Below are 16,466 nucleotides of genomic sequence, written 5' to 3'. Positions count from 1 at the left end.
ACTTGCCGCTTTCGAGTCACTTTGAGTCGGAGACTCAAATTCCCCTTCTCTAACTCGAATAATGCGAGCGACGTGAGGAACGTAGCTCGTCGAAATCGAATCGACGCTAAGGAGCATCGGGACGCGTTCGCTGGAACTAACGATACCGATTAACCGCCACGCCCTCACCAGTCGCCGTTCAAGCGCTATCGTCGATTTTCCGTCTGACGAGCTCACGGACGCTATCTTCGATTTCCTCGTCGGCCTTCCAGTCCAGTTCCGTCTGCGCCTTATTCGTGTCGACGGAAAACTCCTCGACCAGTGTTTCATTCCCTCGCGGGTTTTCGACGAGCTGGACGTCCACATCGATGTCCGCCTCTTCGGTGGCGATCCGCCGTACGAGATGGGCGATATCGATAACGCTCCTATCGTTGCCGCTCGCTATTTCGTACGCCGATGTTCCGGTTTCGCCTTCCTCTAACTCCTCGAGTAGACGTTCCGCGCTTCGCAGGTACGCGTCCGCCACGTCGACGACATGGACGTAGTCGCGCGATTGAGTTCCCGGCTCGTAGACGGTCAGCGACTCGTTCGAGAGGGCGCGGTTCACGAAAAAGTTGACGACCGTTCCTTTCGACAGCATTTGTCCGTCGATCGAGTGCTCTCCGTAAACGTTGGACTTCATGAAGAGATGCGCGGGAAACGCACCCTCCGCGAGCCCGGTAACTGCGTGTTCACCGAGGAGCTTCGTTCGGCCGTACCAATTCATCGGCGCTCGCGGGAAGTCGGTCGTGATGGGGAACGAAGTCGGGTCGCCGAGCACGGCCATACTGAACGGGAACGTGAGACCCGAACCGGTCTTTCGACACCACCACGCGACGTTGTTCGTTCCCTGCATGTTGACTTCTTGCGCGAGATCGGGATTCGCCTCGCAATCGTCTACGCCGCTGAGCGCGGCGAGGTGCAGAACCAAGTCGGATCCCGAGAGCGCTCGCTCAAGACGTTCACGGTTGCGAACATCGACGTACTCGATACTCGTGTCGGCCACGGATCGAATCTGGCCGTTGTAGTAATTGTCAAGGCCGCGGACATCCCACTCTGGGTGGACGGCGTTGAGTTGGTTCACGACGCGACTCCCGATGTACCCGGCGGCACCGGTTACAGTAACGCGTGGTGCATCGGAGTTGTCCTCAGCCACGGACCGACACCTCCGGCGCTGCCTCGAATCCGCGGAAACGTCGTATCAGTTCCACGATTCCCGCGCGGAGCGACCAACTCAGTTCGAATCCTGTTTCAGTGAGTTGATCGAAGTTAACGTGATAGGACGGCCCCGGATTCTTGTCTTTGAGATACGTAATCTCCGTCCCGGTTCTCGTCTCCTCGCGGACGAGTTTACCGATCTCCGAGATACGGTAGTTCTCCCCGTTTACGCCGACGTTGTACTCGGTCTTCGGCCACGAGGCAGGATTTCGGACGGCGTGGGCGTACGCCCGAGCAGCGTCGTGAACGTGGATAAACGGTCGCCAGTTAGTTCCGTCTCCGTACACCGTTAGCGGTCGGTCGGTCAGCGCCTGAAAGACGAATCGATTGGCGACGAGGTTGAACCGCATCCCCGGTGCGTACCCGTAGTTTGTACTCATTCGTAGCGCCGTGCCGGCGAACCCGTAATCGTCGACGTACTGTCGAAGTAGTTCCTCGGCTTCGACTTTCGTTTCCGCGTACGGAGTTAGGGGATCGGGCTCAACTCCCTCGTCGAGATTCATGCTACCCGCGCGTCCGTAGATGTTACACGAAGACGCGTACACGAAGTTCTCGACATCGAGTTTTCTCGCCGCATTCAGCGCGTTCCTCATCCCTTCTAAGTTCACGGAGCGAGTCTCGTCCGGTCGGCTGTGGGTGCTCTCGGCACCGGTTATCGCGGCCAAGTGAACGACGGCGTCGACGTTCCGCATGGCGTTTTCAACGTCGTCGTACTTGCAGACGTCACCCCGATAGAACGAGAATCCCTCCGCGACGTTCGCACCGAGTAGATTTCGCGGTGATCCGGTTTCTAAGGAGTCCAAGACGACGACCTCCTCTATTTCGATCGCTTCCTGTAATTCGGGGACGAGAACGCTCCCGATGTAACCGCATCCCCCGGTAACTAGCACCCGCATTAGTACCGGAGGAGAGCGTCGACTCGCCCGTTCTTCCGAATGAGTCGTAAGGGTGTTCGTCGATGATGCCTACCGTTGCTGATGTCGAATAGCACTGCCATGGACCTCTAAAAGGAGGACATCGGCTAGCGGTAAAAAGATTACACTCTTCCTGTTCGAATCTCGGTTATTAATCCATAGACGCCGGAGCGCGAATCGGGGTGACAGCGCTAACTGACGGTCGATAGGTGCTATAGTTGTCAAGTCAATTTATATCCATTACTACTATAGCGGGCAGTGGTGATGAGTGGTGGTAGAGCATGGGCGGTTCAGTCGCACGACCGATCAGTAGCAGCGGAAGCGATAGGAACCTCGCTAGAAGGAGCGACCAATGAGTTTTTCCCTCGATTTATTTCTCGTGGGGATAGCCGTCGCGGTTCTCGCTTGGGGGTTCAATCGGTACCGGACGCAGTTCGTCAAGGCCGATCTACTCACCGGCATCATCCTGGCGGTTGGAGTTCTTGGATTCGTGTTTGTCCCGCAGATCTACGACCTCGTCGGTCTAGTACTCGATATCCGAAAACGATTCGTCGTCGTCTCGCTACTGGGGAATCTCGCACTTCTCACGCTCGTTCTCTATCTCCACACGAACGTTCGGACTACTCGCAGGCGAGTGAATAAGCTGACCCGAAACCTCTCAATCGATCAACTCTCGGATTCTCCCGGCGAACAGGGGGATATTCAAGTCGTCATTCCGGCGTACAACGAGGAGAACACGATTCGTACCATCGTCGAATCGCTACCGAATTCGATCGCCGAGCGGAAAGTCACGCCGGTCGTCGTCTCGGACGGCTCTGCGGACGATACCGCGGAACGAGCACGCATCGACTCCTCGATCGTCGTCGAACATCCGCTCAACCAGGGGCAGGGGGGTGCATTGAAGACGGGATTCGAGATCGCGCGACGGACGGGCGCGTCGATCATAGTAACGATGGACGGTGACGGCCAACACCCGGTGGAGGAACTTGAGGCGCTCATCTTCCCCATCATCAACGACGAGGCGGATTTCGTAATGGGATCGAGATATAAAGGGACCGATCGCTCCGGGAACGGAACGATCCGTCGAGCCGGAATTTGGGTGTTTACCGCTCTAATAAACATCCTCCTGAAATCCGAGATAACTGATTGTACGAACGGATTTCGTGCGATCCGCGGCGATAGCATTACCGAGCTCACGTTGACGGAAGAACGGTTCAGCGCACCGGAGTTGATCATCGAAGCGCGAAAGAACGGCCTCCGAATCATGGAAATCCCGATAACCGTCAACGAGCGACAGGGCGGGGAGACGAAAAAGCCGCGCCTCGGATACGCGATCGGACTCGTTCGGACGATAATCGGTACGTGGATGCGGTAGCGTTCGTCCTCCGCGCCGGATATGCTCCTTTTCGCGTGGAATCACAGTGAACCCGCTTCGTCCGTACGGAGGCCGCTCGCATACCGACCGTTCGAGGAACGGTCAATTACGCGCTCTCTCGTACCACCTTCGAAAGCACCGAGCCCGCCTCCTCCCCGATGGTTTCCCACCGATGGTTGGTGGCGATAAATTCGACGCCCCGCTCGCCCATCTTTCTCCGTTTTTCATCGTCGGCGATGAGTCGTCGCATCGCATCGGCGATCTCGTTCGGATCGTTCGCGACCGCGATACCAGCATCGACGTTGTCGGTGACCGATTTGATCTCCGCGGTCTCGCTGGCGACGTACGGTGTTCCGACGGCCATCGTCTCGAGGAACTTGGTCGGGCGCGCGTAATCGAGATGGTGGTTCGTTTTAAGCGGTACCCAGCTGAGCGTCGACGAGGCGACCAAGTCCGCAACCTCTTCGCGGGGAATGACGTCGCGAAACGTAACGCTGGATCCGATGCCGAGGTCGTCACACACCGCTTCGAGTTCTTCTCGTCGTTCCCCGAACCCGACTATCAGGAGCTCGTGATCGTAATCGTCGGTCACTTTCGCGAACCCGCGGAGAAACGGCTCGAACGCCTGCCCGACACCCAGTTTGCCGGTATAGATGACTCGAGAGTCGGATCTCTCCGAGGTGCCGTCGAACAGATTCGTGGTCACGCCGAACGGGAGCGCCGTGAACTGATCCGATTCGACGTCGTATTTCTCTCGATACTGCCGAGCCATCGTCGGTGTGAGTACCATGACGTGGTCGGCATGCATGATCGCAATCCGTTCGAGGTAGCTAACCACGCAATAGCTGATCGAGTGCTGGGACACGTAACCGAAGTCGACCGCGTTGTCGATCCAAAGGTCGAATACGTCCACCACCCATCCACGACCGAGCGCTTTCGCTACGACGCCCGGAAGGAGGGTGCTGTGCGGTCCGACGAGCGTCACTACGCAGTCGTAACGCCACCACGTACAGAGCACGTACAGTGCGGCGTGAATCGCGAAGATGGCGTAGTTGAGTATTCGGGCGATGTTCGATCTGTCCTCGGTCGGTTGGTACGTCCACAGGCGCGTCACGGGGATGCCCTCGACCAGTTCGCGTTTCCACGGACGGTAAGTCCGGTCGAACTTCTCGCACGGAACCGACGGCGGTGGACAGACAACGTGTGGTTCGAACCGCTCCGGAAGGTGTCGGCTCATCTGCTGCCATCGATGCGCACCTCCGACGGATTCCGGGGGGAACATCTGCGAAACGATGAGCACGCGCACCGTCTCTGACTTTGCCGATTCACTCATCGTACTGTCGAGGATCGAGCGGATTTTCTCCTCCGAAACGCAGCAGCTGAACGCCCGCCTCAGCTAGCTCCGGTTCGAGCGCGCACAGTTCCGCGTCGGTCGTGTCATGCGAAACGAGCTGGAGAACGACGTCGGGTTCCACCCTGCGAATTAGCGAATCGAGGTCGTCGTACCCCATGCCGTCTACGTGGCGGTCGTAGTGTTCGACGCGGAAGTGCTCGTTGCGGAGGGACTCAACGATCTCTATGGCGGGACTGTTCCTGGAATCGTACGTCTCCGGCTTGTACGCAGCGCCGAGGGCGAGGATTAGCGGGGCCGTCTGACCGCCGACCGCTTGACGGATCTTTCGAGCGGCGACCTCGGGCATCTTATCGTTGATTCGCCGCGAACCCGTGATAAGATTCGTGTGTTCCGGGTCGACCTCGTTGAGGAACCAGGGATCGACGGGGAGACAGTGGCCGCCCACCCCGACTCCGGGTGTCAGTATATCGACACGCGGATGGTTGTTCGCCAGTTTGATGACCCGATTCATATTCAGGTCGAGTTGCTCGCCGATAAGCGCGAATTCGTTCGCCAGCGCGATGTTGACGTCGCGGAACGTGTTTTCGAGGAGTTTGCACAATTCCGCGGAGAGCAGATCCGTGAAATAGACGTCCCCCTCCAAGAACGGTTCGTATATCGCCGCCGCGCGGCGCCTGCTCGAATCGTCCACGCCGCCGATGATGCGGTCGTTGTGCCGAATCTCCTCGAAGACGTTGCCTGGTAGGATTCGTTCCGGCGAGTGAGCCAGTTGTACGTCTCGTCCGGGTTCGAACCCCTCCTGCCGGAGCGTCGGTACGATCGTCTTTTCGAAGGTGCGCGGTGGCAGTGTCGACTCGATGTTTACTAGATCACCCCCAGAGAGGTACGGGAGGATCGAATCGAGCGCGGTCTCGACGAACGAGATGTCGGGTGTTTTGCTCGGCTCCGCCAGGGGCGTCGGAACCGATATGACGAAAGCATCGCCCTCGGTGGGATCGGTTCGCGCTTCGAGGTGCTCGTTCACCCGGTCGCTGGCTAACAACGCCTCGAACTCGTCCTCGTCAAAGTTGAGGTTTCGGTCGTTGATCCCCTTCACCACCTTCTCGTCGATGTCGACGCCGACGACGTTCTTTTCGTGTTCCGCGAGCAGGAGCGCGAGCGGCAATCCGATGAACCCGGTACCGACAACGACGATTGTGTCGAGCGAGTCTCCGCCGGTTGCCCGTGCGACTCGGTCGTTACTCGACGTCATAGTACTCACGCATCCACTCGATCGTTTTCGGGATTCCCTCCTCCAACGGAACCCGCGCCTCGTGGTTCAGGTGACGTTTGGTCTTCTCGACGCTGGCCCGCTTGTTCAGCGTGTTGTGCGGCTCTCTGCCGCGATACTCGACGAGGTCGCCGTCCTGATCGAGGTAGTCGAGGACGAGATCCGAAAGTTCCGCGATATCGTGGTACTCCTCGCCGGCGATGTTGTACGCCTCGCCGGGGTTGAAGTACTCGACGATGTTCGCAAGCGTTCGAACCGTGTCATCGACGTACGTGAACGACCGGTGGTGGTTCTCGTAAACGTGGTACGGTAAATCGTGGAGCGAGCGGTAGCAGAACTTGCAGACGACGCTGCGATACTCGCTGTACTTCTCTCCGGGACCGTACGTGTTGAAGAACCGAACGCGCACGGTCTCGGTGTCGTAGCGGTCGGCGGCGTTCAGGATCTGCTGTTCGTTCACCCACTTCGAGATGGCGTAATCGTTCAGCTGACGAGGACCGTCTCGCAACGGCACGTCCTCGGTCATGACGCCGTCGTAGTCGCCGTACACCTCGCTACTCGAGGAGAATATCATGCGGAATCCGTGCTCCTTCTGGAGTCGGAGCATGTTTTTCGTCCCGACGGCGTTCGAATTCCACATCGTTTCGTAGAAATCCTCCCCGTTTCGCCTCCCGAATTCGGCGGCGAGGTGGTAGACGTAATCGAAATCCCGACTCTCGAACACCCGTTTGAGTTGCCGATACTCGCTCACGTCGCAGCGGTAGTATCGATCGCGTTCGTGCCACGGGAGATCTGCAACCCAGACGTCGTGGCCTCGGGATTCTAACTCCTCTGTGAGCGGTGCGCCAATCGCACCTAACCCTCCGGTAACTAAGATGTCCGTCATCGCAGCAAAGTAGACACCGGCCGGTGTTATTTAGTTTATGGACCCGTCCCGCCCGATCGTCCGTCGTTCGGATCGTCACCGTTCCGCAGCGCGTCGACGATGCGTTCGGCCGCCGTCCCGTTTCCGAAGGGATTCGGCCAATCGTGTGTCGCCGATAGCATCTGTTTCCCAGCGGTGCGAATTTGATCCGGGTCGGTGCCGACAAGGACGTTTGCATTCACTTCGAGCGTCTCCGGTCGTTCCGTTGTCGTTCGCATCGTTACGCACGGCGTGTTGAGGATACACGCCTCCTCCTGGACGCCACCCGAGTCGGTGAAGACGAGCGCGGAGGCGCTTTCGAGTCGGAGGAAATCGAGGAAATCCTGCGGTTCGATGATTCGTATCACGTCTGGAATCGGTAAGTCGTGCGCCGCGAGCATGGATTCGGCCCTCGGGTGGAGCGGGTACACAACGTCACTATCGGTCTCCTCGGCGAAGGAGGCGACGCCGTCGAGGATGCACGCGAAGCGACTAGGGTCGTCGACGTTGTTCGCACGGTGTGCGGTCATGAGACAGAACTCTCCGGGAGCGAGGTCGTGCTCGTCGAGGACGGTGCTTCGCTGCGCCGCCAACTTTCGGTGCTGCTCGACCGCGTCGACGATGGTGTTTCCCGTGACGAAGATTCGATCATCAGAAATTCCCTCTGCCCGCAGGTACTCCTCGGACTGCTCGGTCGGTGCGAACAGATAGTCCGCAGCGTGGTCGGTGAGCACCCGGTTGACCTCCTCGGGCATCCGGCGGTCAAAGCTCCGCAACCCCGCCTCGACGTGGGCAAGTTCGACGTCGAGTTTCGCCGACGCGAGTGCTCCGGCGAGAACAGAGTTGGTATCGCCCTGAACTAAGACGGTGTCGGGCTGTTCGTCCGCGAGCACGTCCTCGATACGAGCGAGCATCTCGGCCGTCTGTCGCCCGTGTGATCCCGAACCCACGTTAAGATTGTATTCGGGCGGTGGGAGTTCGAGCTGCTCGAAGAACACCGCGTCCAAATTCTCGGAGTAGTGCTGTCCGGTATGAATCACCGCGTTCGGGATATTATTGTCGGCAAGTTTTCGTATCACCGGTGATAGTTTTATGATCTCCGGACGCGTTCCTAGTATCGTTACGAATCTCATATCCCCCATTCCGGATTGAAACGCTACCCCCGGACTCAAGAAGGCTACTGTTTTTCACGATACCGTTGAAGGTGAAACGTCTTCCGCGGCCGGCTCTCCGTCGACAGCCGCGAGGTACGCGCGTTCATGTCGGTCGGCGCACCGCGCTAGCGAGAACACGCGCTCAGCTCGACGTCGCGCTCGTTTCCCCCTCCGTCGTCGTTCCTCGGATTGGCAGATCGCCTGACTCACGGCCGTTGCCAGCGAGCCAGATTCTTTCGGCGGGACGACCCATCCGTGGGTACCGTCGCGAATTTGTTCGCTAACGCCGCCGACGTCCGTGGCCACGATGGGGCGACGCATCGCCATCGCTTCGAGAACGGCCATCGGACACGCCTCCGCGACCGACGATAGCACGAAGATATCGAACAGGGCGAGCATCTCGGCGACGTCCGAACGGTGGCCGAGGAAGTGGACGATACCGTCGAGGTCGAGCTTCGAACGGAGCCGTTCAAGGCGACGGACGTACTCGGCGCGCGTCTCGAGTCGCTTGCCGACGATCAGTACGGTGACGGAACCGTGTCGGTCGACGACCCGTCTCGTAGCTCGCAGCAAGTACTCGTATCCTTTTATCGGATTGAGGTTACCGATGGCTCCGATGACCGTTCTCTCCGAATCTACGTTCACCGCTTCCGGTAGTCTATCGACGGATGGATCGATCCGATCGGGGTCGAACGCGTTTACGTCAACCGGCGCGTATATCGTTCGGTGGGAACTGTCCGCAGAGAAGTAGTGATCGTCGACGGCGTCGGCGGCGACGACGATCTCGTCCGCGAGTCGAGTCGCCACCGCTGCTGCAATCCGGGTCACCGGCCACGACATCGACGTATCGTTGAAGTGCCAAACGAGCGGAACGTCGTCAGCGGCTGCCGCGATCCCAGCTTGGACGTTCAGCGGGCCGTTCACGTGAGCGACGTCGGCGGATGCGGCGTCGAAGACGCGCGCGATTTGGCGGGTTGAGGAGGGGAGGTTTGCGAGATGCCGCGCATTCGCGCCGATCCGGTGCGGCGGACGGAGGCGGGGGAGATCGGGTCGGTATACGTCGAATCCGCGTTCAACCGTTCGCTGCTCGAACGCATCCGTTCCGTTCGGGAGGAGAAACGACGTCTCGATACCTCGCTCTCGGAGTTTCTCAGCGACGGATAGCGCTCGGAGTTGGGGACCGCCGACGCGAGGGTCGGGAAGACAGTTCAGCACTCGCATTCGTTCGAGTTGTTTCTCTCCCTGCGTATAACTCCTTGGTCGGAGGCCACGTTCATCCGGCGCTCCGGACACCGCCGCCCGGGGATAAGCATTTAACGAGCACCGAAGTATAGACATTCCATGGTAGACGATGCGTTTGAATCGGCACTCGACGGTATCGACGTCGATAACGTCTTCATGTATGTCGGCGACGCCGTCCGCTGGGACGCGCTCTCATCTCGGATCGCGGGGATCGGAACGACGGTGAAAACGGTCGCCGCCTCGGCGTACAGCCCCTCGTCGTTCGCTTCGCTCGTCACCGGCCGATACACTCCCAATCACGGCGTTCGGACGTTTTCCCACCGGATTCCGAACGATGTATTTGGTTTCTTCGACGCGGAGGACGTCGAAACGGCGTTCGTCAACTCGATTTTCGAGTACGCCGACAGGGAACACCGGCAGGACGTCGACCCGATCTTCTCGGTTCTCGGTGTCGAACCGCCTGACGACGTGAACCCGTTCGACATCGTCGAACCCCCTTTTATTTCGATGGAGCGCGGGCCGGGTGGACACTCGCCCTACGGTGATTTTTCGGGTACCGCTACCGAGTACTTCTTGAGCGAGGACGCGACCGACTGTGACGACCTTGTCTCGGACTACCGGAGAAGCGTCGAACTCGACGCGGACCAGTTCTTCCGTCGAATCGAAGAGCTCGAACGGCGTGAGCTCACGGACGACACTCTAGTAGTGTACACCTCCGACCACGGTGAGTTACTCGGGGAGGACGGGATGGTAGGCCACAGCTCGCCGATGCGTCCCGAACTCGTGTATGTGCCGACTGTTTTCATCCATCCTGATTTGCCGGAAGGAGGCGTTCGTAACGTAGTGATGCACCACGTAGATCTCCTCCCGACCGTGCTCGACGTGCTCGACCTAGAGACGCCTGCGAACGCCTGCGACGGGACAGCGGCGACGGAAGGACTATCGAACGACGCAAGGCCCTCCGCCTGTTTCAGTGAGTTTCTTCCCGACGCCGTACCGATGCTATCCGGCGACCTCACCTACGGAGGGGCGTGGGACGCAAACGGCGGATATGCGTTCGCCAGGGGTTCCCGGATCGATCGGCTAGCCGTGCTCGGGGCGAAGCTGTTTCAGAGCTCGAAGCGCCGGCACATGCGCCGACGGCTAGGATCGCTAGCGGTCGCGTACGCCCGCTCGGGAACGCGCTACGGCACGCCGAGATTCAATCGTGACGAAGCCCGTCGCGTTCTTTTCGAGTCGATGCGGGCGCCCGGAGCCATTCGGGAAACTGATCTCTCGGTCGACGTACAGCAACAGTTACGAAACCTCGGGTACGGCGAAACTCGCTAACACCGTACGATGACTGCGTATCATCTTCCCAGCGGACGCGTCGTAGTTCGAACCGAGGGGTATCGTGAGCGATAGCTCGCTCCGAACGCTACTGGGCGGAAGTGTCGTCCTGTTCGGGGGAATGGTCTGTCAGTTGGTGCTCGGATTCATCGCCAGAATAGTGACTGCGCGATACCTTTCGCCGGCGGAGTACGGGGCGATCGGTCTCGGCATCAGCTTGGTCACGTTCTTCGGGACGCTCTCAGTTCTCGGCGTCGATATGGGCGTCGCTCGGTTCCTGCCTCGGTACGATGACTCCCGTTCGACGCGGGGCGTTCTCGTCTCCGCGTTCCGGATGAGTATTCCGGTCGCCGTGCTCGTCAGCGCGGTGACCGTGCTGTTTCCCGCTCGCATCGCGTCCGTGCTTGGCGGGAGCGGTGCAGCGGGCGTCATCCGAGTCTTTGGGTTGATGATCCCGATAGCTGCGCTGCTTCGCCTGACCGTGGGAAGTATCCGCGGCCTCCAACTGGCTACCCCCCGGGTCTACGCCAAGGATATCGCGCTTCCACTCACCCGACTCGTGCTCATTTTCGCCGTCATCGCAGTAGGGGGAACCGTGTTCGATATCGCCTTGGCGTACCTCGCCGCTTACGTGATTGCCACCGCCATAGCGTTCGTCTACCTGGGGCGTCACACCGCCGTCTTCGACGTGAACGTACCGTCGGCAACCATGTATCGCGATCTGTTGTTGTTTTCGGCGCCGCTCCTCGTATCGTCGATGACGTATCAAATGTTCACCAACGTCGACGTATTTCTCTTGGGATACTTCACGGGTTCAACAGCGTCGATCGGCGTCTACCAGGTCGTCTATCCGCTTTCGCAGCTACTCACAGTCTTCCTCGGTCCCGTTGGGTTCATGATCCTCCCGATCATCTCGGAGTTGGACAGCGAGAGGAACGAGGATGAGATTCGACGGGTGTACCGAGTCGCCGTGAAATGGGTGTTCCTCTTCATGCTCCCGGTGTGCCTCACGTTCGTTCTCTTCCCCGAGACGATAATCAGCTATACGTTCGGCGAAAAGTATGCGGTTGCGGGGCCGACGCTCGCCGTGCTTTCGCTCGCCTTTTTCACGCACTCGATGGCCGGACCGAACGCAGAGGCGTTGACCTCGATCGGCGAAAGTCGACTCATCATGTACGATAACATCATCGTCGCGCTTGCCAACGTCGGCCTGAACGTCGTCCTTATCCCTCACTACTCGTACTTCGGCGCGGCCGTCGCGACCGCGCTCTCGTTCTGTCTGTTGAACGTGATAGTGACCGTTCAACTGTACCGCCGGGTCGGCATTCGACCGGTATCGTTGGCGGTGCTCCGAATCGGTGCCATCGGAGCCCTGGTATTCGTTGCCACGTGGGTAGTAACGCGGCAGTTCGATCTACGGCAGGTAGTGACCATGCTCATCACCACGGCGGTATTCGTGCCCGCCTACGCCGTCATCGTCATTCGGTTTGGAATTACGCGGGAAGAACTCGCGCTGTTCGAAACCGTCGAAAACAGGTTCAATGGTAAGCTACAGAGAATCAGGCGGCAACTCCGCCACGTAAGTCGGCGAACCGACTCCGAGGAGTGAGATACATGTTGAAACGACCGTTCAACCGGCCGGACGATTTAACTCACCATCCGCGGTTCTTTCACTGGGTGGATTCAGCAAGATGAAACGCATCTTCTCCCTCTCGTTCGCCGTCTTCGGCGGGAGCGTTATCTATGCGAACGTCTCGGGGAATGTTTACCCGACGTTACCCGGTGGCTTCCTGCTGGCAGTCGGTCTACCGTTGGTCTCGCTGCTCTTTCGGGACTCGATAGACGCACGCACCGCGTTCGCGTACGTAGGCGGCATCGTCTGCCTTTCGGTTCTCTACCGCTGTCACGTATTCCTGTTCCCCGCGAGCGTCGTCGGACACGACCCGGGGCTCTACGCCCAGCAGGTTAGCCAGTTGATGGAAACGGGACGGCTCGGCAGCATTCAGGAGAGCGAGATCTCCTTTTACACGGAAGCTCCGTTGTTCCTCGTGTTGATCGGCGCATTCGGGACGCTCGTACGGCTTCCGCCAACGGAGGCGATGATCATCTATCCGATCGTCGTCGGCGCGCTCTACCCGCTCGTCGCGTTCGCGTTGGTTCGGTGCGTTGGCTCCGAAGAGGGGTGGCGCCTCCCGTGTATCGCCGCGACGATCGCCGCAACCGCAACCCTTTCGCTTCGGTATGGGTTCTGGCCGGTCGCACAGACGCTCGCGGTGGTGTTGTGGCTGGTCTTTGTCGTCGTCGTCGTGCGCTACTATACCGATCGCGATTCTCGCTTCTTCGTATTGCTCACCCTACTGCTGTTCGCGCTGATCTTCACGCACAAGATTCCGGGCTTCGTTGTGGCGGGAACCTTCGTGACTCTGATGGCGCTCAACCGTTTCGTCCGTGACGGGGCGACAAAATCGATGGCGGAAAAGCTCCGTTCCCGATCCGTAGGAACCCTCGCGGCGCTCGCAGCGGTCGCGGTTCTCGTTCAATGGGTGTTTGTCACCGATTACGTGTACCGAATGGTGTTGCGCGTGGCGCTCCTCGCGACACCGCAGGCGCTCGCCGCCTTCGCAGAGCGGTTCACCGATCTGTTTCTCGGGGGCGCGTCCGGGGGCTCAATGCAGTACGAGTGGGCGAATCCTCTCAATCCGTTGTTGGTATTCTTCCTGATGAACACGTACGCTATCGCTCTCATCCCGCTAGCGGGACTCGGCTGGCTCGTCTTGTTCCTGCGCCGACGACGAGAACCGAGTACTCGAGTGCTCCTCGCGGCTACCGCTTTTATCACCGCGATGATCGCGTTGGGCTATTTACGGCGGGCGGTCGCGAATCCGCGGCGGTTTACCTTCATCGGCGAGATTCTCCTCATCGTTCTCGCTTCGGTCGCCGTCTATCGGTTAGTGCCGTCGGGAACGCGACTTCCCACCCGCCCGCTTCGCCTGCTCATCGTCGGGATGTTACTAACGGCGAATCTATTCGCGATTCCGGCCTTCCCGGCCCATCCCGAGGCACCGCGGAATTACTTCGTGACGACCGAAATGGCGGGGAAGCGGTTCGTCGACGAACGCGTCGACGGAACGGTACACACGGACTACGTGTTTGCCAACACGCCCCCTGCGAACCCGGCTATCGTCGGCCCAGAGGACAAGTATAGTTCCCTCAGTGAAGAACTCCTGAACCGATCGAGTGCCCTGTACCGCCACCGACACGTGTTGTTCCGGGAGACGGTCAACGTTTACAGGACGCCGGGCGAGTCGTGGCGGCCGACGTGGCATCCCGAACGGGGATTCGACCGCGAGTACCACAGAACGTACGACAACGGCGACGTCGTTCTCTACTCTTCAACGCCGTCCAACGGCACGACGCGGACACGCGACCGCTAAACGCGATATCCCAAGTTCCGGAGCCGCTCGTCTATCACATCCTCATCAACCTCGCTTCGATCGTATCTCGGTTCCTCCGGGACGACGGTTTTTCGTCCTCCTGAATCGTAAACGTGCCACGGCACCTTCACCAACTTTCTCGTATACGTGCCAAGGGGATGGCCGTACTCCCGGTACGGGAACGGGAACGACCTCTCGGCTAACAGTTCGCCGTGATCGGCGGTGATGACCGTCTTACCACGAAGCGAGTCGAACAACGTTTCCATCTCGGCTATCACCTCGTCGAGATTCTCCCAATACGCCTTTCGAACGACCGCCGGCGGCACATCCGACTCCAGTATGGCCGTGAGCATGTTGGTTTTCGGCGAGATATGTTTCCGACCGACCGGCCCGATGTACGGGTAGTGAGGTTGGATGTAGTGGATCAGCATACGCTTATTGGGGTACTCCTTTTCGGTTCGTATCGCGGCATCCGTCACGGTTTCGGGCAGTTCGACGCCGAGTTGCTCGTCCTGGTACTCGCTCTGCTGGAGATTGATAAAGTCGTGAATTTCAGCGCCGATATCGTCTGCGAGGCGCGGAAACCAGGCGTTCGCAGAGACGTACACGGTATCGTGGAGTTTCGTCTCCCGAAAGTTCGCGGTGAGAAACTCGTTAGTCGAAGAACCCTTAGAGTACCGCCAGTCGAGCGTCCCTGGGAGGTCGTACCCCACGAAGTGGTCGTACCGGCACGAATCGAGAATGACAAGATTGTCCCAATCCTCTTCGAACACGTCGATACCGTCGAGGTTGTGTTCGCGTTTTCCGAATCGCGTGTGGTACGCTCGGTTGATTTTCCGTCCGAGGGCGTACTTGATCAACGCCGGCTCGTCGAGCGCTTTCGCTACTTTACCGAACATCATGGTCTATGTCGCTTATCACCGCTAAATAGCTGCTGGTGATTCGTCCGCGACGCCGCGGTGAGTACCGTGTCGGAGTAGCGATGGGTTGCTCGGGTACCCGACGGTCTGCCGATCGTGTCACGTGAGTCATCTCCCTTCGTCGAGTACAGTGTCTGCGATTCGAAGCGCCGCGTCTCCGTCGCCGAAGGGGTTCTCCCAATCTCCGATCCACCCACGTGCTACCTCGAGCCTGCGTATCACGGCATCGGGGTCGGTTCCGGCGATGGTGTTCGCGCCGACTTCGACCGTCTCTGGCCGTTCCGTGTTCTTCCGCAACGTAACACAAGGAACGCCGATGATGCACGACTCCTCCTGTATACCACCGCTGTCCGTGAGCGTTACGTCCGCGTTGACCAGCAGCTGCAGGAAATCGAGGTAGCCAACCGGATCGATAAGGTGCAAGTCCGAAATCCCGCGAATGCTCTCCATCAATCCAAACTGTTCGAGGCGCTTTTCGGTGCGGGGATGCAGCGGATAGACGATCGGAATTCCCTCCTCGGACGTCACCTGGTCGAGAATTTCGATCAAGTCGGAAAGAACGGCCCGATCGTCGACGTTCTCCTCCCGGTGTGCGGTAAAAACGGCGTACTCGCTTCCCTCCAACGAGAGGCGCTCCAGAATATCGCTCTGCGCCCGGGCGATTTCCATGTTCCGTTCGACCGCATCGACGATCGTGTTCCCGGTGACGACGATCTCACCCTTGACGTTATCCTCGACGGCATTCTCTCGCGTCTGTTCGGTCGGAGCGAACAGATAATCGGAGATGTGGTCTATCATCACCCGGTTGTGCTCCTCCGGCATTCGCCAGTCACCGCTTCGAAGTCCAGCTTCGACGTGTCCGAGTTCGAGTCGAAGTTTCCGAGCCGCCAGCGCTCCGGCGAGGTTGAAGTTGGCGTCGCCGCAGACGAGAACCGTCTCCGGCCGTTCCTCGAGTAGCACGGCTTCGATGCCTCCGAGCATCGCCGCAGTCTGCTCGCCGTGGTACTCCGTCTCCTCGACGCCCTCGATTCTGTATTTCGGTTCGTCGAGTTGCAGATCCTCGAACATGCGGCCGTCGAGTTCGTAAGAGTAGTGCTGCCCGGTATGAATCGTGAACGACTCGATGTCTCTGTCGTTCAGCTCCGCGATTATCGGACTCATCTTGATGATTCCCGGACGGGTTCCGACGATCACGCACGTTTTATCTGGAATGGGTTCCGTCACTATCTTGGAATTATCCATAAACGGTGTTCGTGTGAAAGGGACATAATTTTTCCCCCACCGAGGTTGCCGCGTCGACGAAACCCGATCAGCGGTGGGGGAGCGCCACGACG

General features: G+C 59.1%; 13 protein-coding genes. 4 read left to right on the top strand and 9 right to left on the bottom strand.

Annotation, left to right across the window (positions count from 1 at the left end; translation table 11 throughout):
- Positions 1-178: 178 nt before the first annotated feature.
- Together LIW51_RS28715 and LIW51_RS28710 are read right to left on the bottom strand one after the other, a co-directional pair.
- Positions 179-1,174 carry an NAD-dependent epimerase/dehydratase family protein gene (locus LIW51_RS28715; RefSeq protein ID WP_227379436.1) on the bottom strand — a complete coding sequence of 332 codons (996 nt, stop codon included), beginning with the start codon at positions 1,172-1,174 and terminating at the stop codon, positions 179-181.
- Positions 1,167-2,132, bottom strand: a complete 966-nt coding sequence (locus tag LIW51_RS28710; protein WP_227379435.1) for an NAD-dependent epimerase/dehydratase family protein — start codon at positions 2,130-2,132, stop codon at positions 1,167-1,169. Before LIW51_RS28710 ends, LIW51_RS28715 begins: the two co-directional genes overlap by 8 nt.
- A 370-nt stretch (positions 2,133-2,502) precedes the next feature.
- On the opposite strand from LIW51_RS28710, the gene LIW51_RS28705 reads away from it, so the two are divergent.
- Positions 2,503-3,525, top strand: a complete 1,023-nt coding sequence (locus LIW51_RS28705) for a glycosyltransferase family 2 protein (RefSeq protein ID WP_227379434.1) — start codon at positions 2,503-2,505, stop codon at positions 3,523-3,525.
- 106 nt (positions 3,526-3,631) lie between these two features.
- Here LIW51_RS28705 and LIW51_RS28700 read toward each other — a convergent pair whose 3' ends face one another.
- Genes LIW51_RS28700 through LIW51_RS28680 form a run of 5 tightly spaced genes read right to left on the bottom strand, consistent with a single transcriptional unit; the run spans position 3,632 to position 9,428 of the window.
- On the bottom strand, positions 3,632-4,858 hold the full coding sequence (locus tag LIW51_RS28700; RefSeq protein WP_227379433.1) for a glycosyltransferase family 4 protein: 1,227 nt from the start codon (positions 4,856-4,858) through the stop codon (positions 3,632-3,634).
- Positions 4,851-6,131, bottom strand: a complete 1,281-nt coding sequence (locus LIW51_RS28695; RefSeq protein WP_227379432.1) for a nucleotide sugar dehydrogenase — start codon at positions 6,129-6,131, stop codon at positions 4,851-4,853. The genes LIW51_RS28700 and LIW51_RS28695 overlap by 8 nt, the downstream gene beginning before the upstream one ends.
- Entirely contained in the window at positions 6,118-7,035 is a 918-nt protein-coding gene (locus LIW51_RS28690; protein WP_227379431.1) for an NAD-dependent epimerase/dehydratase family protein, read from the bottom strand. Before LIW51_RS28690 ends, LIW51_RS28695 begins: the two co-directional genes overlap by 14 nt.
- Before the next feature lie 35 nt (positions 7,036-7,070).
- Entirely contained in the window at positions 7,071-8,195 is a 1,125-nt protein-coding gene (wecB, locus tag LIW51_RS28685) for a non-hydrolyzing UDP-N-acetylglucosamine 2-epimerase (RefSeq protein ID WP_227379430.1), read from the bottom strand.
- A 45-nt stretch (positions 8,196-8,240) separates the two neighbouring features.
- Complete coding sequence (locus tag LIW51_RS28680) at positions 8,241-9,428, bottom strand: glycosyltransferase family 4 protein (RefSeq protein ID WP_227379429.1); 1,188 nt, start codon at positions 9,426-9,428, stop codon at positions 8,241-8,243.
- A 120-nt stretch (positions 9,429-9,548) separates the two neighbouring features.
- Here LIW51_RS28680 and LIW51_RS28675 point away from each other — a divergent pair, with 120 nt between their 5' ends.
- From LIW51_RS28675 to LIW51_RS28665, 3 genes are all read left to right on the top strand, one after another.
- Positions 9,549-10,778, top strand: a complete 1,230-nt coding sequence (locus LIW51_RS28675) for a sulfatase-like hydrolase/transferase (RefSeq protein ID WP_227379428.1) — start codon at positions 9,549-9,551, stop codon at positions 10,776-10,778.
- 64 nt (positions 10,779-10,842) lie between these two features.
- Positions 10,843-12,387, top strand: a complete 1,545-nt coding sequence (locus tag LIW51_RS28670; protein WP_227379427.1) for a flippase — start codon at positions 10,843-10,845, stop codon at positions 12,385-12,387.
- Positions 12,388-12,469: 82 nt separating this feature from the next.
- On the top strand, positions 12,470-14,212 hold the full coding sequence (locus LIW51_RS28665) for a hypothetical protein (RefSeq protein WP_227379426.1): 1,743 nt from the start codon (positions 12,470-12,472) through the stop codon (positions 14,210-14,212).
- On the opposite strand, the gene LIW51_RS28660 is transcribed toward LIW51_RS28665, so the two are convergent.
- Both LIW51_RS28660 and wecB (LIW51_RS28655) read right to left on the bottom strand, forming a co-directional pair.
- Complete coding sequence (locus tag LIW51_RS28660; RefSeq protein WP_227379425.1) at positions 14,209-15,111, bottom strand: alkaline phosphatase family protein; 903 nt, start codon at positions 15,109-15,111, stop codon at positions 14,209-14,211. The genes LIW51_RS28665 and LIW51_RS28660 overlap by 4 nt on opposite strands.
- Before the next feature lie 129 nt (positions 15,112-15,240).
- Entirely contained in the window at positions 15,241-16,374 is a 1,134-nt protein-coding gene (gene wecB / locus LIW51_RS28655) for a non-hydrolyzing UDP-N-acetylglucosamine 2-epimerase (RefSeq protein WP_227379424.1), read from the bottom strand.
- Positions 16,375-16,466 lie beyond the last annotated feature (92 nt).

It is taken from the genome of Haladaptatus halobius (assembly GCF_020618475.1).
Taxonomy (GTDB): Archaea; Halobacteriota; Halobacteria; order Halobacteriales; family Haladaptataceae; genus Haladaptatus; species Haladaptatus halobius.
This window is presented reverse-complemented; position numbering and strand designations above follow the sequence as displayed.